At 60.8% G+C, this 20,481-nt stretch carries 23 protein-coding genes and 1 pseudogene; 14 read left to right on the top strand and 10 right to left on the bottom strand.

All coding sequences use genetic code 11. The features are described 5' to 3' along the window. Positions 1-13 precede the first annotated feature (13 nt). The 9 genes and pseudogenes from ACI6S0_RS23400 (at position 14) to ACI6S0_RS23440 (ending at position 5,234) form a co-directional block, all read left to right on the top strand. Positions 14-262 carry a hypothetical protein gene (locus ACI6S0_RS23400; protein ID WP_030541643.1) on the top strand — a complete coding sequence of 83 codons (249 nt, stop codon included), beginning with the start codon at positions 14-16 and terminating at the stop codon, positions 260-262. Beyond that, positions 259-741: a hypothetical protein gene (locus ACI6S0_RS23405; RefSeq protein WP_234831425.1), complete on the top strand. Its 483-nt coding sequence runs from the start codon at positions 259-261 to the stop codon at positions 739-741. The genes ACI6S0_RS23400 and ACI6S0_RS23405 overlap by 4 nt, the downstream gene beginning before the upstream one ends. A 108-nt stretch (positions 742-849) precedes the next feature. After that, positions 850-2,143 (top strand): annotated as a pseudogene (locus ACI6S0_RS23410) (IS110 family transposase). A 201-nt stretch (positions 2,144-2,344) separates the two neighbouring features. Next, the gene (locus tag ACI6S0_RS23415; protein WP_234831426.1) at positions 2,345-2,728 is read left to right on the top strand and encodes a hypothetical protein; all 384 of its coding nucleotides are present in this window, start codon (positions 2,345-2,347) and stop codon (positions 2,726-2,728) included. Positions 2,729-2,739: 11 nt separating this feature from the next. After that, positions 2,740-3,360, top strand: a complete 621-nt coding sequence (locus ACI6S0_RS23420) for a DUF6884 domain-containing protein (protein ID WP_030541642.1) — start codon at positions 2,740-2,742, stop codon at positions 3,358-3,360. Positions 3,361-3,616: 256 nt separating this feature from the next. Continuing rightward, a complete protein-coding gene (locus ACI6S0_RS23425) occupies positions 3,617-3,874 on the top strand; it encodes a hypothetical protein (RefSeq protein WP_008831892.1) in 258 nt (85 codons plus the stop codon). A gap of 221 nt (positions 3,875-4,095) precedes the next feature. Next, on the top strand, positions 4,096-4,413 hold the full coding sequence (locus tag ACI6S0_RS23430; protein ID WP_006953908.1) for a hypothetical protein: 318 nt from the start codon (positions 4,096-4,098) through the stop codon (positions 4,411-4,413). Positions 4,414-4,710: 297 nt separating this feature from the next. Then, entirely contained in the window at positions 4,711-4,932 is a 222-nt protein-coding gene (locus ACI6S0_RS23435) for a hypothetical protein (RefSeq protein WP_004213291.1), read from the top strand. A gap of 62 nt (positions 4,933-4,994) precedes the next feature. Next, positions 4,995-5,234, top strand: a complete 240-nt coding sequence (locus ACI6S0_RS23440) for a hypothetical protein (RefSeq protein ID WP_008827849.1) — start codon at positions 4,995-4,997, stop codon at positions 5,232-5,234. A gap of 223 nt (positions 5,235-5,457) precedes the next feature. Here the strand turns inward: ACI6S0_RS23440 and ACI6S0_RS23445 are convergent, their stop codons facing one another. The 3 genes from ACI6S0_RS23445 to ACI6S0_RS23455 form a co-directional block, all read right to left on the bottom strand. Continuing rightward, positions 5,458-5,784 (bottom strand): Rap1a/Tai family immunity protein, encoded by a 327-nt coding sequence (locus ACI6S0_RS23445; RefSeq protein WP_223178489.1) that lies wholly within the window; start codon positions 5,782-5,784, stop codon positions 5,458-5,460. A gap of 75 nt (positions 5,785-5,859) precedes the next feature. After that, positions 5,860-6,264: a PepSY domain-containing protein gene (locus ACI6S0_RS23450; RefSeq protein ID WP_228165648.1), complete on the bottom strand. Its 405-nt coding sequence runs from the start codon at positions 6,262-6,264 to the stop codon at positions 5,860-5,862. Then, entirely contained in the window at positions 6,261-7,151 is an 891-nt protein-coding gene (locus ACI6S0_RS23455; protein ID WP_008603797.1) for a DUF1259 domain-containing protein, read from the bottom strand. Before ACI6S0_RS23455 ends, ACI6S0_RS23450 begins: the two co-directional genes overlap by 4 nt. A 195-nt stretch (positions 7,152-7,346) precedes the next feature. Between ACI6S0_RS23455 and ACI6S0_RS23460 the strand changes: the two genes are divergently transcribed. From ACI6S0_RS23460 to ACI6S0_RS23470, 3 genes are all read left to right on the top strand, one after another. Next, positions 7,347-8,270, top strand: coding sequence for a chromate resistance protein ChrB domain-containing protein (locus ACI6S0_RS23460; protein ID WP_008603798.1), 924 nt, complete (start codon positions 7,347-7,349; stop codon positions 8,268-8,270). Between the two features lie 2 nt (positions 8,271-8,272). Next, on the top strand, positions 8,273-9,670 hold the full coding sequence (gene chrA, locus ACI6S0_RS23465; protein WP_122129123.1) for a chromate efflux transporter: 1,398 nt from the start codon (positions 8,273-8,275) through the stop codon (positions 9,668-9,670). Between the two features lie 74 nt (positions 9,671-9,744). Further along, positions 9,745-10,413: a superoxide dismutase gene (locus tag ACI6S0_RS23470; RefSeq protein ID WP_017184236.1), complete on the top strand. Its 669-nt coding sequence runs from the start codon at positions 9,745-9,747 to the stop codon at positions 10,411-10,413. 337 nt (positions 10,414-10,750) lie between these two features. On the opposite strand, the gene ACI6S0_RS23475 is transcribed toward ACI6S0_RS23470, so the two are convergent. Both ACI6S0_RS23475 and ACI6S0_RS23480 read right to left on the bottom strand, forming a co-directional pair. Beyond that, positions 10,751-11,536, bottom strand: a complete 786-nt coding sequence (locus ACI6S0_RS23475) for an SDR family NAD(P)-dependent oxidoreductase (protein WP_004213209.1) — start codon at positions 11,534-11,536, stop codon at positions 10,751-10,753. After that, the gene (locus ACI6S0_RS23480) at positions 11,533-12,084 is read right to left on the bottom strand and encodes a recombinase family protein (protein ID WP_004213210.1); all 552 of its coding nucleotides are present in this window, start codon (positions 12,082-12,084) and stop codon (positions 11,533-11,535) included. The genes ACI6S0_RS23475 and ACI6S0_RS23480 overlap by 4 nt, the downstream gene beginning before the upstream one ends. Positions 12,085-12,223: 139 nt before the next feature. Here ACI6S0_RS23480 and ACI6S0_RS23485 point away from each other — a divergent pair, with 139 nt between their 5' ends. Then, positions 12,224-15,181, top strand: a complete 2,958-nt coding sequence (locus tag ACI6S0_RS23485; protein ID WP_031286087.1) for a Tn3 family transposase — start codon at positions 12,224-12,226, stop codon at positions 15,179-15,181. Between the two features lie 270 nt (positions 15,182-15,451). On the opposite strand, the gene ACI6S0_RS23490 is transcribed toward ACI6S0_RS23485, so the two are convergent. Genes ACI6S0_RS23490 through ACI6S0_RS23510 form a run of 5 tightly spaced genes read right to left on the bottom strand, consistent with a single transcriptional unit; the run spans position 15,452 to position 19,361 of the window. Beyond that, positions 15,452-15,943 carry a hypothetical protein gene (locus ACI6S0_RS23490; protein WP_103097528.1) on the bottom strand — a complete coding sequence of 164 codons (492 nt, stop codon included), beginning with the start codon at positions 15,941-15,943 and terminating at the stop codon, positions 15,452-15,454. Positions 15,944-15,970: 27 nt separating this feature from the next. After that, the gene (locus ACI6S0_RS23495) at positions 15,971-16,564 is read right to left on the bottom strand and encodes an ABC-type transport auxiliary lipoprotein family protein (protein WP_122129124.1); all 594 of its coding nucleotides are present in this window, start codon (positions 16,562-16,564) and stop codon (positions 15,971-15,973) included. After that, on the bottom strand, positions 16,561-17,496 hold the full coding sequence (locus ACI6S0_RS23500; protein ID WP_122129125.1) for an MlaD family protein: 936 nt from the start codon (positions 17,494-17,496) through the stop codon (positions 16,561-16,563). Before ACI6S0_RS23500 ends, ACI6S0_RS23495 begins: the two co-directional genes overlap by 4 nt. After that, a complete protein-coding gene (locus ACI6S0_RS23505; protein WP_122129126.1) occupies positions 17,497-18,264 on the bottom strand; it encodes an ABC transporter ATP-binding protein in 768 nt (255 codons plus the stop codon). Beyond that, positions 18,264-19,361 (bottom strand): MlaE family ABC transporter permease, encoded by a 1,098-nt coding sequence (locus tag ACI6S0_RS23510; protein ID WP_010339519.1) that lies wholly within the window; start codon positions 19,359-19,361, stop codon positions 18,264-18,266. The genes ACI6S0_RS23505 and ACI6S0_RS23510 overlap by 1 nt, the downstream gene beginning before the upstream one ends. A 172-nt stretch (positions 19,362-19,533) precedes the next feature. Here ACI6S0_RS23510 and ACI6S0_RS23515 point away from each other — a divergent pair, with 172 nt between their 5' ends. Further along, positions 19,534-20,481 (top strand): MlaD family protein, encoded by a 948-nt coding sequence (locus ACI6S0_RS23515; RefSeq protein ID WP_010339518.1) that lies wholly within the window; start codon positions 19,534-19,536, stop codon positions 20,479-20,481.

A 20,481-nucleotide genomic window follows, 5' to 3' on the forward strand; every position in this document is an offset into this window, starting at 1 on the left:
GAAGGGAAAGCCCATGAAAATCCGTATCTACCGCCAGACCGAGCAGGACTTTGACCGGATCGAGATCGAGGGCGCGACCTTTGAAACCATCGTCAGCCGGGCAGCGGTCGAGGGGCTTCAATGCAGCGGTTACGACAGCAATCCGAGCCAGCGGCCTGAGTTGCAGGGCGCACCGAAATTCAAGGGCGTTTGCGGTCCTATGTGGGATGGCGATGCGATCCGCTACGAGTGCAGCGCCACCTATGCGGAGTTGAGCGCATGAGCGCCGCCGCCGCGATACGCACCGCGCAGGCCGACCAGCTGGGCGACCAGATCATTGCCGCAGGCTTCGCGCCAAACGGCTTTGTGCTGGACATTAACGGGGCGCTTGATGTGCCCCGCGACTTTCCCCTTTCCGCGCCGTGGAATCTGCCGTCGCGCCTGTTTCAGTTCCCCATCGAGGTCATCCGCGCAGAGCAGGACGAGCCGCGCAAGATCGGCCTTCGCCATCCTTTGCTTGCCGCCCATCCTTTCGTGCAACACGTCGAGCGTGCGCTAGGGATCGAGATCGCCCGCGATGGCGTGACGAACCGCCACGGCTACAGCAACCGCGTTCATTCGCTCTGGCATCATGCGGTGGACCTTATCAGCGCCGGGAAATGGCGCGAATTGCTCGCCACGCAGGAGTTCACCGAGCCGCGCAATATCTTCAATGCCGTAGCACATTGGGAAGCGGCCCCTCGAAGGGGCGCACCGCCTTGATGAAGGCAAGGGCGCGTAGCGCCCGCAGGCTTCATCAAGGCGGTCATGATCGGCCCGCAGGTCTCTAAAGTGAAGTTGTCGACTCAACCCTTTGGAGACAGACCGACCATGACCAAGCGTAGCTCTAATCCCACCGACGCCGTGCTGGTAGCCATCGATATGTCCAAACACCGCCAGGAGGTCCTGATCGAACGTCCAGAAGGCGGACCCCGACGTCGCATGACGGTGATGGCGACAAAGGCAGATTATGATCGCCTGGCCACGGATCTTAGCGACATCGGGCGTCCGATCATCGTCGGCTTCGAGGCTACTGGTAACTACCATCGCACGCTGGCGCATCGCCTGCTGTCCGCCGGCTTCGAGTTGCGCTTGATCTCGTCCGTTGCCTTGGCTCGAACGCGCGAGGCTCTGCACAATGGCTGGGACAAGAACGATTCCAAGGATGCGCAAGTGATCCTGCACATGCTGCGGATTGGCGCCACCCAGCGATACGTCGATCCGCTCGCCGCCGGGATCAACGACCTGCAGGAGATGTCGAAAACGCACGAGGCGATCTCCAAGGCTAAGACGCAGACATGGCATCGCATCCTGACCCACTACCTGCCGCTCTATTTCCCGGAGATTGAACGCTTCGCTGGCAACAGCCGATCCGACTGGTTCCTTGCTCTGCTCGAACGATTCCCGACTCCAGCCAGCATGACTGTGCTCGGCCAGGAGACTTTCTCCCGCGAAGCATGGGACTTGGTCGGCCGCAAAGTGTCCAAAGCCCGGCTGATCAACGATATCTACGAGACCGCCTGCGCCTCCGTGGCGCTACCTGTCGACGAGGATTCCGTCTCGATCGCTATGTTCCGCATGGTGATCGCCCAAGCACGCAACCTGATCCGGCAGCGCGACGAGATCGAGCGAACGGCGCATGCCATGCTGGCCGAAAACCGCGATTATCAGCTTCTGCGCATGATCCCCGGCATTGGGCCCATCAATGCGTTGACCATTCTCGCCGAGGCAGGCGATCTACGCCGCTTCAGCCATCACCGTCAGTTCCTGAAGTTCTGCGGTCTTGATCTTGCGACCCGGCAGTCCGGTACATTCCGAGGCCGCACGATGCTGTCCAAGTACGGTAATGCGCGATTGCGGCGGACCTTTTGGATGGCTGCCCAGGTCGCCGCACGTCAGCGCAACAACAGTTTCCGCGACAAGCTCGGACGATACACTGCCGGGCACGCGGATGATGCCGATCGTCGCCGCAAGGCGATGACGGCGCTCACCGCCAAGATGGCGCGCGTTGCCCATGCCGTCATCAAGACGGGGACAGAGTACCGACCGTTCCTTGAACGGTCGGATGCCAGGTGGAAGGACCCCTCTCTGCAAGTGCCGTGAGGGCGCGAAAGCGACCCTGTAGATAATGTTCGGGCCTTCCACCTGGGTGCGTATCTCGTTCTAAGGACGGTGAGGACCACGGCCGCTTCGGCGCCGCTGGATCCTGTGTTTGCTATGGCAGGGAGCGATCCCGTTGACGGTGGAAGCCATCTGGCTCAGAATGCATGCCTCGCCGCTCAATGTCGGCGCATAGAGATCTGTTGACCAAATCTCGCTTTCCTTCGTGACCCAGGACGTTGTCTATGGCCTTCGCTATTCGGACCACGCCGACAGGAAGGCGAGCGGCCACATCAGCACCGTCGAGGCCCGCCAGATCATGCGGGAAATGGGAGCTACCGAGCCGACCGACCGCGCCGCGTTGCTTCGCAGCTTTTCCGCGCCGTCGCCCTGCCAGCAGGAACGCGGGGCCGAGCATTGGCCGATCAATCTTCACGGACCTTGCGCCGAGGATAAGGCATGGTCTTTCATCATCGGGATCGAGGATGGTTGGTTTTCCTATGACCGTTCCGGGCATCTGCAATGGTCCCCCATGGGCCGCGACCGTTACGCGGCAGGCGATAGCGCCAGCTTTACCGAGGCGAGCGGCCAGACCGCTTTCGCCTTTTGAGGGGATCGAGCATGGCCCGCCATTGCATCCGCGAACCTCGCTACGTTCCCCCGGTGCAGCGCATCGGGGAGCAACCCGACTTGTTCGGTGGACCGACCCTTAGCCACGTTGCCGAGCGCCAAGGACCGCCGAAAGGATGGCAGCGCCAATTGCAGAAATGGGGCCGCTGCACCGTCATTGCCGATCTTGAGGCAGCGCCGCCGTCTGTCATCGACCCTCCCCCGTCCCCGTCTCCGGTTTTCCTTGTCGCTTGCGTTGCTGCGAAGCTGGACCGCCCCGCCCCGGCGCGCGATCTTTACGCATCGCCATGGTTCCAGAAGGCCCGTGCCTATGTCGAACGACAGGGCGGCGCATGGTTCATCCTGTCAGCAAAGCATGGCCTGATCGCCCCGGAAACCGTCATCGCGCCCTATGACGAAACGCTAGGCGCGATGAAGGCAGGCGCGCGCCGCCTTTGGGGCGCGCGCGTGATCGAAGCAATGGCCGAGCAGATCGACGCCGCCGCGCCGCTGATCGTTCTCGCAGGCCGCAACTATCGCGATCCCCTTTGGCCGCAGATCGAACGGCGCGCATCGGTTCCGATGGAGGGGCTTGGAATCGGTCAGCAGCTCGCTTGGTTGAGCGACAACTGAGAGCGAGAATTGTCGCGGTCCATGCGCAACTTCGCACGATGCGCTTCGAGGGGGCATCTGTTTGTCGCGCCGCCCTTTCAATCTATCCAACGCCATTTGGCGTTGTGAGTTTGAGGATTATAGGCCCAGCAACGGCCCAAGCCCCCCGGTAGGGCCGCCCACTCTCGGCAAGCGCAAATGGCGTAGTTTGCGCTTGCCGGGAGACCAGTTGCCCTCTCTATATGGCAAGGTGACTGCCCTCTCACCGACAGCGCCCTTGTGGACCCAAGATCAGGCCATCGCCTATGAGGCGGCCCTTGAGGCCATCAACGACGTTATCGCCGGTTACAGTGAGCAGATCGCGCTCGAGCATGGTTGCGTAGCGCCGAACGCGGCGCGGATCGCTTGGCTCGAAATGCGGACGGATCAGGCATCGGCCACCGGCCATGCGCTCAATGTGGTGGATGATGAGAATGTCCGGCAAACGCTGCTGGAATACAGCGCGATCGTTCGGGCGCGAGACGGCGCAGGGTGAAGGTCCGCTCGATGGGCGGGCGTTAGTTTGTTAAATCCCCCCGTCAGTGTCTTCCTAGCATGAGGGCTGCACCAGGCCGCATCAAGGATCGGCGGTTCCCCCAATTTGCTGCGCAAATCGGCTCCCCCACCGCCCGCTAGCGCGGCCGCTTCGCGGTCCCTGACCCGACCCGGCGCTGCCCTCCCCTTGGCCTTGCCAATTCCGGCAACAAGGAGGTTGTTATGTCTCATCGTCTGTTCGCTCAGCTGGCTTTCGAGCGTGCGCTTGGAAATGCTGCGATCGAGGCGCTGGCGACCGCGTTGAACGATAAGGATCATTTCGACGCGGAAAGCATGTGGCCGAAAGACCCGATGTTTATCGGCAAGACGAGTGCTGACATCGAGGCGGTTGCGGCCGAGCTGGGCCAGATCATCGAGGACCGTATAAAGGACGTGCTCGACGGCCCCGGCATCCGCAACATCGAGCGCGGCGAATGCGTCTATCCGCAAGTCGTCGCGGTCGTGCTGGCGGCCAAGGCGAAGCGCGGCCAATCCGGCTGACGCCGGAGGGGCGGGCTAACCCCGCCCCTTTTCGCCCGCTGGGCGAAACCGATGATCTCGGTGCCATGCAGAGCGCGGGGCGGGGCATCGAACCCCGCCCCGCGCAATCTCTTCTCTCTGTGTGTCGTGGCATTTTGGCATGGGTGCGCGCCAGCTTTCAAGGATCGGCGGTTCCCCCAATTTGCTGCGCAAATCGGCTCCCCCACCGCCCGCTAACGCGGCCGCTTCGCGGTCCCTGACAGCCGGCGCCGGTGCCCATGCCGGGTGTCTCCCGTCACCAACGAGAAGGAGAACCGGATGCACATCAAATTGTTTAGAGCACTGAAAGCGGCTAATCTGTCCGACGACGCCGCAGCGGAAGTTGTAGAGGCTATTGAGGAGTATATCGCCGTGAAGGTTCAGGAGGCGAACAAGGGAATCGAAAGCAAGCTGACGGCACAAACTTGGGTCATCGGCAGCGTCGGTTTCGTCCTCGCAGTCATCGGCCTCGCGCCCGCTTTCATCAAACTGTTCCAGTAAGACAAAGGGAGGCTTCGGCCTCCCTTTTTTTGCCGAACCGCCTGATTGTCAGGAGACGCAAATTGACCGACTTCGCACAAGCACGGCTCGATATGTTCGAGAGCGGTTTATTCGGCCAGGGCAATGCTTTCTGGCGCTGGATCGCCACGGACGAGGCGCGGCCCTATCTGACCGCTTTCGCCGTCGATCGCGCGCCACCCAGCGGAAGCGAGTTTTTCGCGGCCGATCTTAGCGCCGAGGATCTACTTGATTCCGAACACCTGGCCGAGCTGGCCCAGAAGATCGAAGCGGCTCACGGCTAGCGCCGTGCGCGCCGGGGTTATTTGCGAGTAGCTGTGCGCTGTTGGCGTCACCTCAAGGTTTGTGCGCCAGACAACGATTTGGCAGACATAATGCGAACATCGGCTAATTAGCGAGCTTGAGGCGCGACATGGAATCGTTGAGCTGGCGGAATTCACCGCCAGGCGGACGCTCCGCCTGCCCTCAAAGGCAGCCGCCGGGCAGGCTACGCCGCGGGGTACGATGCTACTGACATGGCCAAGCCTTCGCTAACGAGCGTTCAGCTCCGGCCACCATATGAACACTCATAAAATAGCTATTCTGCTCCGCCCAGCGTAAATATGCCGCGCGCAGCGCCGATCGGTCATAGCGTGGAGCGCGGCATTCCGCTTTTCGCGCGACGATCATCATGTCGAGCACGCCTTGGAGGTAAGCGCCGCATCGCGGCTCATTCGCTTGACAGCTTACGAACAACGCCGAGCCCGTCGCCGACGCGGGTTCGGTTTGGCCGATCGCACTATCAGGCAGGGCGGCCAAAGCGGCGCATAACAATATCCATCGCCTTGGCCGCATTTTCGTCTCCTATTCCGCAGTATCATTTCGGAAGGGGCGCACGGCCCTCGACGGCCGGCGCCCCGTGCTGATCCATCATTCGCGGCCGAGCACCTGGCCTTCGGGCGTGACGAACAGTTCGATCGTCTTTCCGTCGCTGTTCTTGCCCTTGATTTCATAGAGCGTGCTTCCGTCCGCCTTTCGGGTGACTTGCTCCGCTTTGCTTATTGACGCGAGTTGCGCGCGTGCCGCGTTCATCGCGGCCTCGGGCACCTGAGCAAGCGGGATGTCTCGTTCGCTGTGCTTGCCGATTATCCGGTTTTCGTTCGCCTCGTGGTTTTGCGCGATCGCCACGCCCGCGATCGCCAGCGCGGCCGCGCCCACGCCTGCGACAACAGTGAGAGTTCGTTTGCTAGCCATGTTCCATTCCACTTCCTGCATAAGGGCCGTGGGGTCGGGCGGGCGGCGGTTACGGCCCAATGAGCCGTCGTCCGAGTTCAACTCCTCTGATTGTTCATCCTGTCGAGCGCCGCGCGCAGCCCACGGGCGAGCTTGGCTGCGTCGTCGTTGGCCCAGAAGTGCATGAAGAACAGCCGCGGCTCGTCGTTTAGCATATGATTATGCAGCGCCGTGACCTCGATCCCGTTCGTCCGCAGCACGCGCAGGACCGGATCGACCTCGTTTGCGACAAGTACGAAATCGCCGGTGATGGCGGCTCGGCCGTCCCCGGTTGGCTGAAAGTTGATCGCGGTCGCCGTGCCCATCGTCGGCGGAGTCTCCATATCGCCGTCCATCAGCCGCTCGGCGCGCGGAAAGCTGTATTGGAGGATGCCACCGGCCGTCTTGCCCTCACCGCCCATCAACCGGTTGAGCGCGGCCACATCGAGGTCGAGCCGCGATGCGGCTGCGCTGGCCGAAGGCGATTGCGGCGCGGCGAGCGGGGTCCGACTGGCTGATAGCGCTTGCCGGAGCGCGGCCGCGAGCTTCACCGGGTCGCCGTGGCCGGCAATGTGCATGTACATGGTCGCAGGCGAAGAGCGGAGCAGGTGATTGTGGAGCGCGGTGATCGTAAAACCGCTTGCGAGCAGGCGGCTCAAAACGGGGTTCACCTCGTCGTGGGTCAGCACGAGATCGCCCATCACCATCGCCTCGTCGCCCATCGGCTGAAACGCCGCCCAAGAGCCGAGCGCGAGGGAGGGCTTGATCGTCACCCCATCCAGCGTGACGCTCAGGTCCGAACGCGGGAAGCTGTAGCGGTGAACGCCCCCCGGCTGTTCGGCCCCCGCTCGTCCTATCGCCCGGTCGACAGCCGACCAGTCCGGCGCTGCCCATGCCGGGCTTGCCAGCAGGAGGCTGGCGAATCCCAAGGCGATGGTCTTTTTCAGCATAATTGATCCTTCATCAGCGCACTCGACACGGAAAGCCTCACGTCATGCGAGCGCGCCGCCGGCGAGCCGCGACATTGCGCTCCGGTTTCTTTCTTCGGGATAAGCAGTCCTATGCTCATGAGGCTTGTGATGCAACCCTTACACTTGTAGGCTAGTGACGATACAACTATGACAAACACACAAGCTTCCCCTTGGTTGCTCCTGATCCCGCAGCTTCCGGCTAAGCCTGCCTATTTGCGGGTGAAGGTCTGGCGGCGTTTGCAGGCGATCGGGGCCGCGCCGCTCAAGAACGCCGTCCATGCGCTCCCCAATCGCGAGGACACGCGCGCGCTGTTCGAAGAACTGCATCGCGAGATCACCGAAAATGGCGGCGAGGCGCTGATCCTCGAAGCGCGCCTTGTCGGCGGCATGGGCGATGCGGAGCTGCGCGGAGTGTTCGACGCTGCGCGTGACGCCGACTATGAGGAGTTGGCACGCGAGGCGCGCGCGCTGTGTGAGGGCGAGTATGTCGCGGCGGCGGATGTGGGCCGCCTGCGCAAACGCCTGAACGAGGTCGCCGCGATCGACTTTTTCGGTGCGCATGGTCGGCAGGCGGCACAGGCCGCCATCACCGAGGCGGACCGCCGCTCTCACCAACATCCCGATGTGAGCGGCCCCGGTGCGCCCGAGCTGACCCCGGCGGAGCTAAAGCGCCGCGTTTGGGTGACGCGCCGCCATGTCCATGTCGATCGCATCGCGTCCGCCTGGCTCATTCGCCGCTTCATCGACCCCGAGGCGAGCTTCAAGTTCGTCGAGGGCAAAGGATATGTGCCGGAGCCTGACGAACTGAGGTTCGACATGGCGGACGCTGAGTTCACCCACGAAGGCGACCGCTGCTCCTTCGAGACCTTGGTGTTCCTCACCGGTCTCGAGACCGACCCCGCGCTGCGGGCGCTCGGCGAAATTGTTCACGACCTTGATATTGCCGATGCTCGGTTCGAGCGCCCGGAAACTCCGGGAGTGAGCGCGCTTATCGCCGGCATCTGTGCCGGCACCGACGACGACGAGGAGCGGATCGCGCGCGGATCGACCGCGCTCGACGGATTCTATGCTCACTTCACCCGGCGAAAAGAGGACTAAAGATGGAGGCCAGCGCACGCGCTGAAATCGCAGTCGAGACGCTGCACGAGCACGGCATCAGCTTTGGCGAGGCGGTGCGCGTCTGGATCAGGGTCGCGCTGCTCAGCTTCGGCGGACCGGCGGGCCAGATAGCGGTGATGCATCGCATCCTGGTCGAGGAGAAGCGCTGGATCGGCGAGGAGCGGTTCCTCCACGCGCTCAACTATTGCATGCTGCTGCCCGGCCCTGAAGCGCAACAGCTAGCTGTCTATATTGGCTGGTTGCTCCATAAGACCAAGGGGGGCCTGGTCGCGGGCGCGCTATTCGTGCTGCCCGGCTTCCTCGCGATTTTAGGGCTCAGCTATGTCTATGTGCTGCTCGGCGAAGTGCCGCTGGTCGAGGGATTGTTCTTCGGATTGAAGGCCGCCGTGCTGGCGGTGGTGCTACAGGCGGTGGTCCGGGTGGGTTCGCGTGCCTTGAAGAACAACGTCATGCGCGGTTTTGCCGCGCTGGCGTTCGTCGCGATCTTCGTGCTCGACGTGCCCTTCCCGCTGATCGTGCTTGCCGCCGCGCTGATCGGCTTCTTCAGTGGCCGCGCTGGTTACGCCGCATTCAAGGGCGGCGGCGGACATGGTCCCGCCGGCGCTGAGATAATCCACGACCGCGACACCGCTCTTGGCGAGGGCCTTCCCGACCATGCCCGGCCGAACCTCTCTTGGTCGCTGCGCATCTCCGGCGTCCTGCTGCTGCTCTGGCTCGGGCCGGTCGCAGCGCTGCTGTTCGCGTTCGGCCCCGACGACGTGTTCAGCCGCATCGCCACCTTCTTCAGCCAGATGGCGGTGATGACCTTCGGCGGCGCCTATGCGGTGCTCGCCTATGTCGCGCAGGAGGCAGTCGAGACCTATGGCTGGCTCCAGCCCGGCGAGATGCTCGACGGGCTCGGCATGGCCGAGACCACGCCCGGGCCGCTGATCATGGTGACGCAGTTCGTCGGCTTCCTCGCGGCCTTCCGCGAAGCGACCGGGCTGCCGCCGCTCGTCGCCGCGACCTTCGGCGCAATCCTCACCACCTGGGTTACCTTCCTGCCATGCTTCCTGTGGATCTTCGCCGGCGCGCCATTCATCGAGCGGCTGCGCGGCAACCGCGCATTGTCGGCCGCGCTTTCGGCGATCACCGCCGCAGTGGTCGGCGTGATCCTCAATCTGGCGGTCTGGTTTGGTATCCACACTCTGTTCGAGCAAGTCCGCGAAGTGCCGTTCGCAGCCGGCACCATCGATCTCCCAGTCCTAACGTCCGTCAACTGGCCGGCGCTGGCGCTCGCGGTGGGTGCGATACTCGCCATGTTCCGGTTCAAGGCCGGCATGCTGCCGGTGCTCGGCGTCTGCTCGGTCCTCGGGGCCGCATATGTAATGATCATCTGAAGGAGTGACGCGTGACGATCGACCATCTTTCCCGACGCAGTGCAATCGCAACTCTTGGCATCGGAGCCGCCGCCATGACTATCAACGAAGCCTCTGCGCAGACGCCGGCCGCAGCGCCGGCGGCTGTCCCCGCCTTTGCCGGAAATCATCAGGTCAAGCCGCTCAGGTTCAATCCCGCCAGGCTTCACGGCCTCTCCGAAAGGCTGATCACATCGCACCACGAGAACAATTATGCGGGCTCGGTCAAGGCCCTGAATATGATCGAGACACGACTTGCCGCCGCGCTCGCTGACACGGACCTGCCGCCGGTGGTCTATGGCGGATTGAAGCGCGAGGAGCTGCACCGCACCGGCTCGGTGGTGCTCCATGAGGTCTATTTCGACGGGCTCGGCGGCAACGGCCAGGCAGCCGGTTCCATCCGCGACGCGCTGGGCGCGGCGTTCGGCTCGTTCGACCGCTGGGAAGCCGACTTCCGCCGTACCGGGATGAGCCTTGCCGGCGGATCGGGCTGGTGCGTGCTCGTCTACAATCTCCACACGCGCTCGCTGCACAACCATTGGGCGTGGGATCATATGCACGGTGCGATTGCCGGCGTGCCGCTGCTCGCGCTCGATATGTACGAGCACAGTTTCCACATGGATTACGGCACCGCCGCCGCCAAATATGTCGACGCCTTCTTCCGCAACATCGACTGGGAAGTGGTCGACCGGCGCTATGCCGCGGCTTTGCGCGGCGGCGGCTGAACCCGACCGCCGTGGCTTAACACCCACTGCTGCGCGACACCTGAGTTCGCGACCACAAAGGGGACAGGTCCGATGGGGAGATGCAACAATGACATCCGGCCCGAACATCGCTCTTCTTTGGCGTGGGCAAGCAGCCGAGTGGACGCATCGCTTTCATGAAGCCCGGCAGTGGCCGATAATGCAGGCCTTGCGGGCGCTCGGGGCGACCGCAAGGCCTGTACTGTACAGGGGTGACTACACGAAAGTGACGTATCTGCACGCTAAGGGCGAACAAATCCGGTACGATGCCAGCAGATGCTATTCGCAGGCTTTCCTGCCCCTTTTATGTGGTGCCGCCCTACGGGCGCCGATATGGGAGGGCGGCAATCCGATTGACCAACGATCGAGGTAGAACCCTGCTCGCCAAATATGTGAGCTGGTTGCCCATCCCCGGTATGGCGAAGGATTGCCGATAAACCAGAGCGTGGACTGCATGGGCCGCGCACCGGTCAACGTCCATCAAACCCAACCTCCCCCACTTCAAATCGCTGAGGGCAGCCATGTCTGTGTCGATTCCACCGGGTGCAAAAGACCCAACACTCACTCCCGTCCCGGCAAGCTCCACGGAAAGCGCTCGCATGAGGGTGCTCACATAGGCTTTCGACGCGCCGTAGACCGCTTGGAAGGGCACGGATGTTTCGCCCGCCAGGCTCGACACGGCGATTACTGAGGATTCAAACGGCTGCTCCCTGAAAATCGCAATCAGGCGAGCCAGCAAATCCGTGAAACCGAGTATGTTTGTTTCAATTACCTCGGCATAAGTGTCGGCACGGCCTGCATCAAATGAACCAACGCTCGTCATTCCGGCAACCAACAAAGCGGCTGTTACTTGCAATTCTGCAACCTTAGCCGCGATTTTCTCCCTGCCCTCGATTTCACGTTGATCAGCCACTATAATCTCGCACGGCACATTGAACCGCTCGTCAATTTCGGTCTGTAGCTCCCGCAAGTTGTCGAGCCTTCGTCCAACAATCAGGGGCTTGGCCTGGTACGATGCCGCCAAGCGGAGGGCGGACGCTCTGCCCAAACCGGTCGAAGCCCCTGTGACCAGCACCCACGAGTTCTTGATCGCCAGCGGTTTCACGCGTTTTCCAGAGCCTTGTATAGGGCGGTTTTGCCGATCTTGAGCCGGGCCGCCGCCTCACGAACAGTGAGGCCCGCTGCGATATGCGCCCGCGCTTTACGTAGTTTGTCGGGGGTAACGACAGGCCGGCGACCACCCTTGTTGCCCCGCTCGCGTGCGGCCTTGAGGCCGGCATGAGTGCGTTCACGGATCAGGTCACGCTCGAATTGGGCCAGCGAGCCGAAGATGTTGAACACCAGCATGCCGCCCGAAGTGGTGGTGTCGATATTCTCGGTGAGTGAGCGGAACCCGATGCCGCGCGCCGCAAGCTCGCCGACCTTCTCGATCAGGTGGCTCATCGAGCGGCCGAGGCGGTCGAGTTTCCAGACCACCAGCGTGTCGCCGGGGCGCAAATAGGCGAGCGCTTCGGTTAGGCCAGGCCGATCGGCTTTTGCCCCGGATGCGTGATCGTCGAATATACGGTCGCACCCGGCAGTGTTCAGCGCGTCAAGCTGGAGCGACAGCTTCTGGTCTGCGGTCGAGACGCGCGCATAGCCGATCAGCGCCACATGATGCCCGATCCTGTCCGTTTTCCCGTCATTATGCGATCTTGTCCGAATCGCCGTTACAGGTCCAGAGTTAACGGACATATTCCTGTTGGCCGCCAGAGGACCGTCTGACGGACACGCAAAGCGAAGGAGATGATGCTTGGCGAGACGGCGACTGGTGAGCCTGGAAATCTGGGCGAGGCATTATGGCGCGCCGCTCGATGAGCGCGAGATCGCGCGTCATTATACGCTGACCAGCGACGACCTGGAAATTGTCGGCCGCCGTCGCGGCGATGCCACCCGGCTCGGCTATGCGATGCTCATGCTATATATGAGATGGCCTGGCCGTGCGCTGGAAGCGGGCGAAGTCCCGCCCGCTCCTGTGCTCGCCTATGTGGCGCAGCAACTCGGCGTCGCGCCGGCAGCCTTCGCGGATTATGCCCATCGGGACCAGACCCGTCGCGAGCATCTCGTCGAAATCCGACGATCGCACGGGTTCAGGATTTTTGACCGCAACGCTTTCCGTGAAGTTGTCGCCTTCTCGGTCCCAATCGCGCAGACCATCATACACCCCGGCCAGATGGCAGACGTCATCGTCGATGAACTCCGGCGCCTGCAGATCCTCCTGCCTTCTCCGTCGATTCTCGAAGCGGTGCTGCGGCGGGCGCGCCAGCAAGCCGAACAGCTTACCTATGAAGTGCTCACGAATGGCCTGCTGCCTGACACCCTTCAGGGCCTGGACGATTTGCTGGCCCGACGACCGGGGCAGGTCGCGACATGGCTATCCTGGATGCGCAATGCGCCACAATCGCCGGCAGCGCGCAACATCCTGCGCCTGATCGAACGGCTCGCCTATATCCGCGCGCTGGGCCTCGATCGCGCCCGTGCCGACATGATCCCGGCTTTGACTTTTGACAGGCTGGCGGACGAAGGCAGCCGCATCACACCCCAGCACCTTGGCGAACTCAATGCCCTGCGCCGCCATGCGACGCTGGCGGCAACCGGCATCCGGCTTGAGGAAAGCCTGACCGACGCCACCCTGACGATGTTCGACAAGCTGTTGGGCAGCATGGCGCGCCGCGCCGAGAACCGGACCCGCGACAAAGCCCTCAAGACGGTGCGCGAGTTGCAAGGCCACCTCCGGACGCTCACGGGGTCTTGCCGCCTCCTCATCGACGCGCGCAGCAAGGGCGTGGATTCTCTGGCGCAGATCGAGGCGCTGGACTGGCAGCACTTCGCCGTGGCCGTCGAGCAGGCCGAAGTGCTCGGGCGACCGGAAACCGTCGATCGCACCGCCGAATTGATCGAGCGGCATCGGACGGTGAAGCTCTTTGTCGGCGCTTTTCTCAACGCCTTCGAGTTTCGCGGCGCCGGCGCGGTTCAGGGGCTCCTGTCAGCGCTGGCCATCATCGCGGAGCTATATCGGACCGGCAAACGGCGCTTGCCTGATCGCGTGCCGCTACGCTTTGTGCCGCCCGCATGGCGCCCGTTCGTCCTGCGGGATGGCATCGTTGATCGTGCCGCTTATGAACTATGCGCCTTGTCGCAACTACGCGAGCGGTTGCGAGCCGGGGATATATGGGTCGCGGGAAGCCGGCAGTTTCGCGATTTCGACAGCTATCTCATACCGCCGGCGACCTTTGCGGCGCTGCGCGAGAAGGGGCCGTTGCCGCTCGCCATCGAAACGGATTTCGAGCGCCATATCGAGGAACGGCGCACCAGGCTCGACACGGCGATCGAGCAGGTAACGGTCCTTGCACGGCAAGGGGAGCTGCCCCAGGTTAAGCTTGACGAAAACGGTCTCATCATCTCGCCGCTGAAGGCGGCAACACCGCCCGCCACCGAGATTGCCCGTCGCGCCGCCTATGATCGACTGCCGCGCGTGAAGATCACCGATCTTCTGCTGGAGGTCGATGCCTGGACCGGGTTCAGCGAATGCTTCATCCATCGTCGTTCGGGCCGGGAAGCCGACGATCGCAATGCGCTGCTCACGGTCATCCTCGCCGATGGCATCAATCTCGGCCTCACACGCATGGCGGAAACCTGCCGGGGCGCAAGTCTGCGTCAGCTCGCCCATCTTCACGACTGGCACATCAGCGAAGCCGCCTATGGCGAAGCGTTGGGAAGGCTGATCGACGCCCATCGCGCCATGCCGCTCGCCGCGCTGTGGGGAGACGGCACCACTTCGTCGAGCGACGGACAGCAATTTCATGCCGGGGGCCGTGGGGCCGCGATCGGCGACATCAACGCGCGCAGCGGCAACGAACCAGGCGTTGCCTTCTACACCCATGTCTCGGATCGATATGACCCCTTCGCAAGTCGGGTGATCGCGGCGACCGCTGGCGAAGCGCCCTATGTGCTGGATGGCTTGCTGTATCACCAGACCGGCCTGACGATCGAGGAGCACTACACCGATACGGGCGGGGCATCGGACCATGTGTTCGGCCTCATGCCCTTCTTCGGCTACCGCTTCGCGCCGCGCCTGCGCGACATCAAGGAGCGTCGTTTACACCTCCTTCCCGGCCAAGAATCCGGCCCCTTGCTTGCCGGCATGACGGCCGAACCGATCGCATTGGGTCATGTCGCGGCGCATTGGGACGAACTGCTGCGGTTCGCCACGTCGATCCGCACCGGCACCGTCACTGCTTCGGCAATGCTGCGCCGCTTGTCCGCCTATCCGCGACAGAACGGACTGGCCCTCGCACTACGCGAGCTGGGCCGCCTCGAACGCTCCATTTTCATGCTCGACTGGCTGCGCGACATCGACCTGCGCCGGCGCACCCAGGCGGGCCTCAACAAAGGCGAAGCCCGCAACGCGCTCGCCCGCGCGCTCTTCTTCAACCAGCTCGGCGAACTGCGCGATCGTCGGTTCGAGAACCAGACCTATCGCGCCTCCGGCCTCAACCTGCTCGTCGCCGCCATCATCTTGTGGAACACTCGCTATCTCGAAATGGCGCTGGCGGACATCGGCACAGCCGACGAAATCGCACGCCACATCGCGCCATTGGGCTGGGAGCATATCTCGCTGACCGGTGACTATAGCTGGAATGTTGAAGATCAACCCGATCCGGACGCCTTGCGACCGCTGCGCGCCGTCAACTCCCTACTTGCCGCGTGACGTTCGCTATCCGTTCGCCCTTTCCGTGCAGATACGTCACTTTCGTGTAGTCACCCCTACAACCCTATGATATGTAAACCGCGCCGTATCATAGTGGGCTTCGGATATTATTCCACCTGTTCTGATTGATTTTCGTATGGAGCTTAACTCCGGCAGCCCGACAGAGCGGCGAGTGTTGGGTTCGCGTTGTTCCACCCCCCCCAATCTTTAATGATCGAGGAAGTCACATGTACCCCATCTTTAAATGCTGAGCTTATTAGCGTGAGCTCATCAGAGACGACAGCCTCGGGATATGGCGGCTCCCCGTAAAAAGCCCCGCCGCGCAAACCCCGCATCGATTGCGGTATTGAGGCGACGTTGTGCTGGGGCTGCGCCTGTTATTTCCCTGACCAAGCCACGAAAAGGTATGATCGAGTTGACAATCGTCTTTCCACCAGCTTCCGCCACTTTACCAAGACGATTTTCGTTACGGTCCGCTCCTACATCGAAATCCGGTCCGAGAACATCGTCCAACTCAGCGATATTACGCTTTATCTCGTTGCAGGTGCGGGTCGATGCCCGATCATATGGGTTAGAAGAAGCGCTTAAGAGAATGGGTGGGATATCCTGCTTTACCGCTCCAACGTCTTTAGCTGGTTGGGAGGCAATAGATCGAACTGAATCCGGTCCGGTATTTTTGGATTCCTTGTGTCCCTCCTGAGCCGCGCCGGCAGACGCAAAAGTCAGTACCAAGATAGTAAAGGCAGCTGAAAATTTCGTCATATCCGTCCCTATCTACTATGATAATATTCAGATATTCCTGTACCACAGGGTAATTTCTTGTGTGATATTGGAGACGCCAGCACGATAAGCTGCAACGATGGACGTCACCGTCGCATCAGTGGCTCTTGTTCGCGATTCGAAGGACCGCACTGCCACATCACGTGCTGCCCCGCTTGCGACCTCTGCGCGCACGACAATAGTGATCAATGGGGGAGCCTTCAGTCCCTGATCAAAGGTGGCCGTGAACTGCGAAATTTCCGCCGACATGATGTCCGCCGGTTTTTGGAAGTCGCTTCGCGCAACTCGCGTTCGGGAAGACTGCTCCAACTGGTCAATCAGAGCTAGACGGAACATCTCCGGGACCGGTTGGGACCAACGTGCTTTTGCGAGAGCAGCAACCCGCGAGTTGGCATTGGTTTCAATGCTGTCAGGCCGCAGATTATTCGGAAATGAAAGCTGGCGGACAGCAACAACCCGTGCATCGGCATCAGGCTGCCTTTGCGGGGGCTCACTGCGAAAGGAATATAGGTCCGCAGGCTTACCTCCGCCCAGAAGCCCACCAACACAGCCCGACAGCGAGACTAAGAGGAGCGCTGAAGAGATCTTTAGCAAACTTTTCACTTTGGCAGCTCCATTTCTCGCGCTTTCCCTCTTCCGAGAACAGAACGCGGATCTTGCTGTATTTGTCGGGTAAGTCGATCGAGTGACTCGGCAGCCTTTTCAAGCCCACGTAGAGCCCCCGCCACGCGATTACCTTCTGGCCCCTCAAGACCTTCTGCACTCGCGTTCAACTTAGCTATAAAAGCCCGTGCATCGTTCGTCGCGCTCTTCGCATTCGCGGCCGCTTCTCGGATGTCTGCAAAGGCTTGCGTACCATCGCCCTGAATAGCGGTTCTCGCAGCCGCCGCAGCCTGCTCGATGTCACCCGACGCTGAATCAAGGCGACGGATTGCATTTTGAGCATCCGCAAACATTGCCTTTCGACTGTTAAGTTCTGCCGTCACTGATCTGATGTCAGCGAGCATGCCATCGACCTTTGCGATATTTCGGTCAGAAAGCACCCGATTGACCCGATCGAATGATTCAGAAACCTTAGCGAGGGTCTGCCCTCCCGCTTCCAGCACCGAATCCAACGATCCGGGCTTCGCCCTTATTATCGGGGGCTGCTCACGCGACGCATCGCGAAGCAGTGGCCTTGTAGGCGAACCAGGAGTTAACTGGATAATGCTGACACCTGTCACACCTTGGGACTCTTTTGAGGCAAATGTATCCACCCTTATGGGTGTACTCTCTTCGACCTTCACATCGATAATCACACGGCGAGAATTCGATGGATCTACACGAAGCTTCGTGATCTCCCCGACCTTGATGCCGTTAAAATCAACTTCGCTACCTTCGGTTAGGCCGCGCACAGGTCCGTCAAAAACAACTCGATAATGGTCGAAGCCTTTACCGAATTGGTCGTTACCTAGCCAGAGAATGAAGCCAATCGCTGCCACCAGCAGACCAACTGTCAGACTACCCACCAGAGCGTAATTGGCATGCCTCTCCATTTAGTCGCCACCTGAGTTGAATCGCCGTGCTCTTCGGCTTTGAAAATAAGAGCGTGTCCATTCGTCTTCAGAATCACGCAGTTTCTCGACTGCGTCAGACGCGACGATCCTTTTGTCCGCCAGAACCGCTACTCGATCAGAAATTTGAAACAGGCTGTCCAGATCGTGGGTGACCATGACGACAGTCAATTCCAAGGCATCACGCAGCGATACGATCAAGTCGTCAAATTCTGCAGCCGCGAGGGGATCGAGGCCGGCCGTTGGTTCATCTAAAAAAAGAAGCTTGGGATCGAGCGCTAGTGCACGTGCAACGCCAGCACGTTTTCTCATGCCGCCGGAAAGTTCTGCCGGGCGCTTATAGGCTGCATCATTAGCAAGCCCGACCAGAGAGATTTTCATCTGGGCCAATCGACTTAGAAATTCGCCTCGAATCTCAGTATGTTCAAGAAACGGCGCTTCGACATTCTCCTGAAGCGTTAGGGATGAAAATAGCGCACCGTTTTGAAACATCACGCCCATATTTGATGCGAGCCATTGTCGATCAGGACTATCAAAGATGTCCTGACCGTCTACTACTACCGATCCAGAAACTGGTCGCTGTAATCCCAACATCGTATTGAGCAACACGGATTTTCCGCCGCCCGAAGCGCCAACTATTCCAAGAATCTCCCCGCGATAGACGTCGAGGTCCAAATCTTCATGGATTACCGTTCTACCGAACGCTGTTTTAAGGTTGCGTACTTCGATCACCCTTTCCCGCTCGGCCATCACAGGTCCAGTTTCATGAAAACGAGGGCGAAAGCTGCATCGAGGAGGATGATGGCGAACAATGCCTGAACGACTGCGGTCGTGACGTTTCTACCCAACACCTCGACGTCGCCACGGACGGCCATTCCCTGGCGGCAGCCAGTCAGTGCAATGATGATGGCCATTACAGGTGTCTTGATCAGACCAAGCCAGAAATGCTGGAGGTCCACCGTCTGCCGAAGACGCTCTACGAAAAACACTGGTGAAATATCTAAAGAAGCCCAGCTCACAAGCAGGCCACCAAGAATGCCGGCAATCATCGCTGCGACTGATAAAAGCGGGAGAGTAATGATCATCGCCAGCACGCGTGGGGTTACAAGCGCCTCCGTGAGATCGACACCCATGACCACCATTGCATCTGTTTCTTGGTTCATTCGCATAGCTCCGATTTGGGCAGCGAATGTAGACGTCGATCTGCCAGCCAGAAGAATTGCCGGTATTAGCACCCCAAACTCGCGCAACACCGATACCCCAACGAGCTGAACGGTGAAAACCGATGCCCCCAAGTTCTGCAGCAGGTTCGTGCCGACCAAAGCCACCACTGCCCCGATGAAGAATGTCATCGTCATGATGATTGGGAGCGCCTCGAGACTTCCCTGCTGCATCACGCTTACTAGCGCTCGCACGCGTAACCTGCGAGGGTTGATAACCGCTCTTCCAACGCCCACCTCAGAGCGGCCCAGGAACAAGATGTTACCATATAGTTCGCTCAGCCCTGCAACCACTTTGCGGCCTAAGCGTGTGAAAAAACCATAAGACTTTTTGGGTTTTTTGGTCGCATGTTCCTGGATCGCGGGGGCAACGATGTCTAGGACACGCCGAAGTCGATCTGGTACATCGTTTCCTAGATCGCTGGCACCAAGCGCCTGAATAAGCGCGAACGCGCCTGCACTGTCGACCCGCCCTAATTGGCTCCAGTCGATCTGCCCGTCTGAAGCCAGCAAACGGCCATCGGCCGTTGCTCCCGCCGATTGGACCGTTGAGGCCAACCAATCGCCCGAAATTTTCGTTATGTTGTTTTCGGAATGAATGACGGGTTCAGAGAACGGCAAAATCACACCCAAAACCGTTTATGGTACGATACGGTATACTTATCGTGAGGGGATGTGCAATAGGGCAGGCTCACCGTGCTGTTCGCACACCGAGAATCGGCGTCCTCCAGGCACTGGCTGATGTGCGGGAACGGTACGGCCTAAAACTTACCTGCCGTCTTAATGGGATATCATCTCGATGGAGACACGGTCGAACAGCTTTCTGGTTCTCGCAGTGACGGGCTTGCTGCTGGGCACCTTGGTCTTTACGCTGTGGCTGTTGGAGCCTCGCAACGGGAACCGCAGGCCCTATATGATCCGCTTCTCAGGAAGCGTCGCCGGCATTGAAAAGGGATCACCGGTGACATTTTCGGGCGTGCCGGCTGGGCATGTTACATCTGTCGAATTCGACAGCCAAGACCCGTCCGTGGTTCTGGTAGCTGTCAATTTGGAACCAGAAATCCCTATCGTTACCGGCGTCAAGGCTACGATTGTCCGATCAGCATTAGGCGGAACGGCGAACATCAGTCTCGATGGCGCAACACATGATGCGCTCCCGATCGTTGCCGCAAAAGACGGGGAGTTCCCGATCATTCCTGCCAAGGAGGGCGGGCTTCTTGGTGGTGGGGGAGACCCGATAGCACTTGTGGAGAAGATCAGCCGCACCGTGGACTCCGTTTCACTCAACCTTGGTGCCGCTCAGCAGCAGCGCGCGAGCGAGCGTCTTGCGGCGCTCGCGCACAACTCCGCGGGGTGGGCAGACAAGGTTGGAACGGCGTCGGAGGGACTCATGGGTGCGCGAGGGCGTATGGTTACCTTGGGAGAGGGTTTGCAACGGTCAGGCAATCGCGCCGAAAGTCTGAGGGTCACCTTGAAAGATCGCGGTCCATCCGCTCTTGCTAAGGCGAACCGCAAATTAGGGATCGCTCGTGACTCAGCTGAAGGATTCGCTGCCCGCGCCGAGGCTCTGAGGCCCGAGATCGAGCGGGCGACCGCCCAGCAGGACCGCCTGGTCGAGACAATAGGTTCAGTAAGGGGCAAGGTAAGCGCCGTCAGGGAGACGGCCGTTCGTATCGATCAGGAGGGGCTGGGTCTAGGCTCTCCGTCCCTCCCCACATACAAGCCTGACGCAGAGCCTGGGAAATAA

It is taken from the genome of Sphingobium sp. DN12 (assembly GCF_051058005.1).
GTDB lineage: Bacteria > Pseudomonadota > Alphaproteobacteria > Sphingomonadales > Sphingomonadaceae > Sphingobium > Sphingobium yanoikuyae.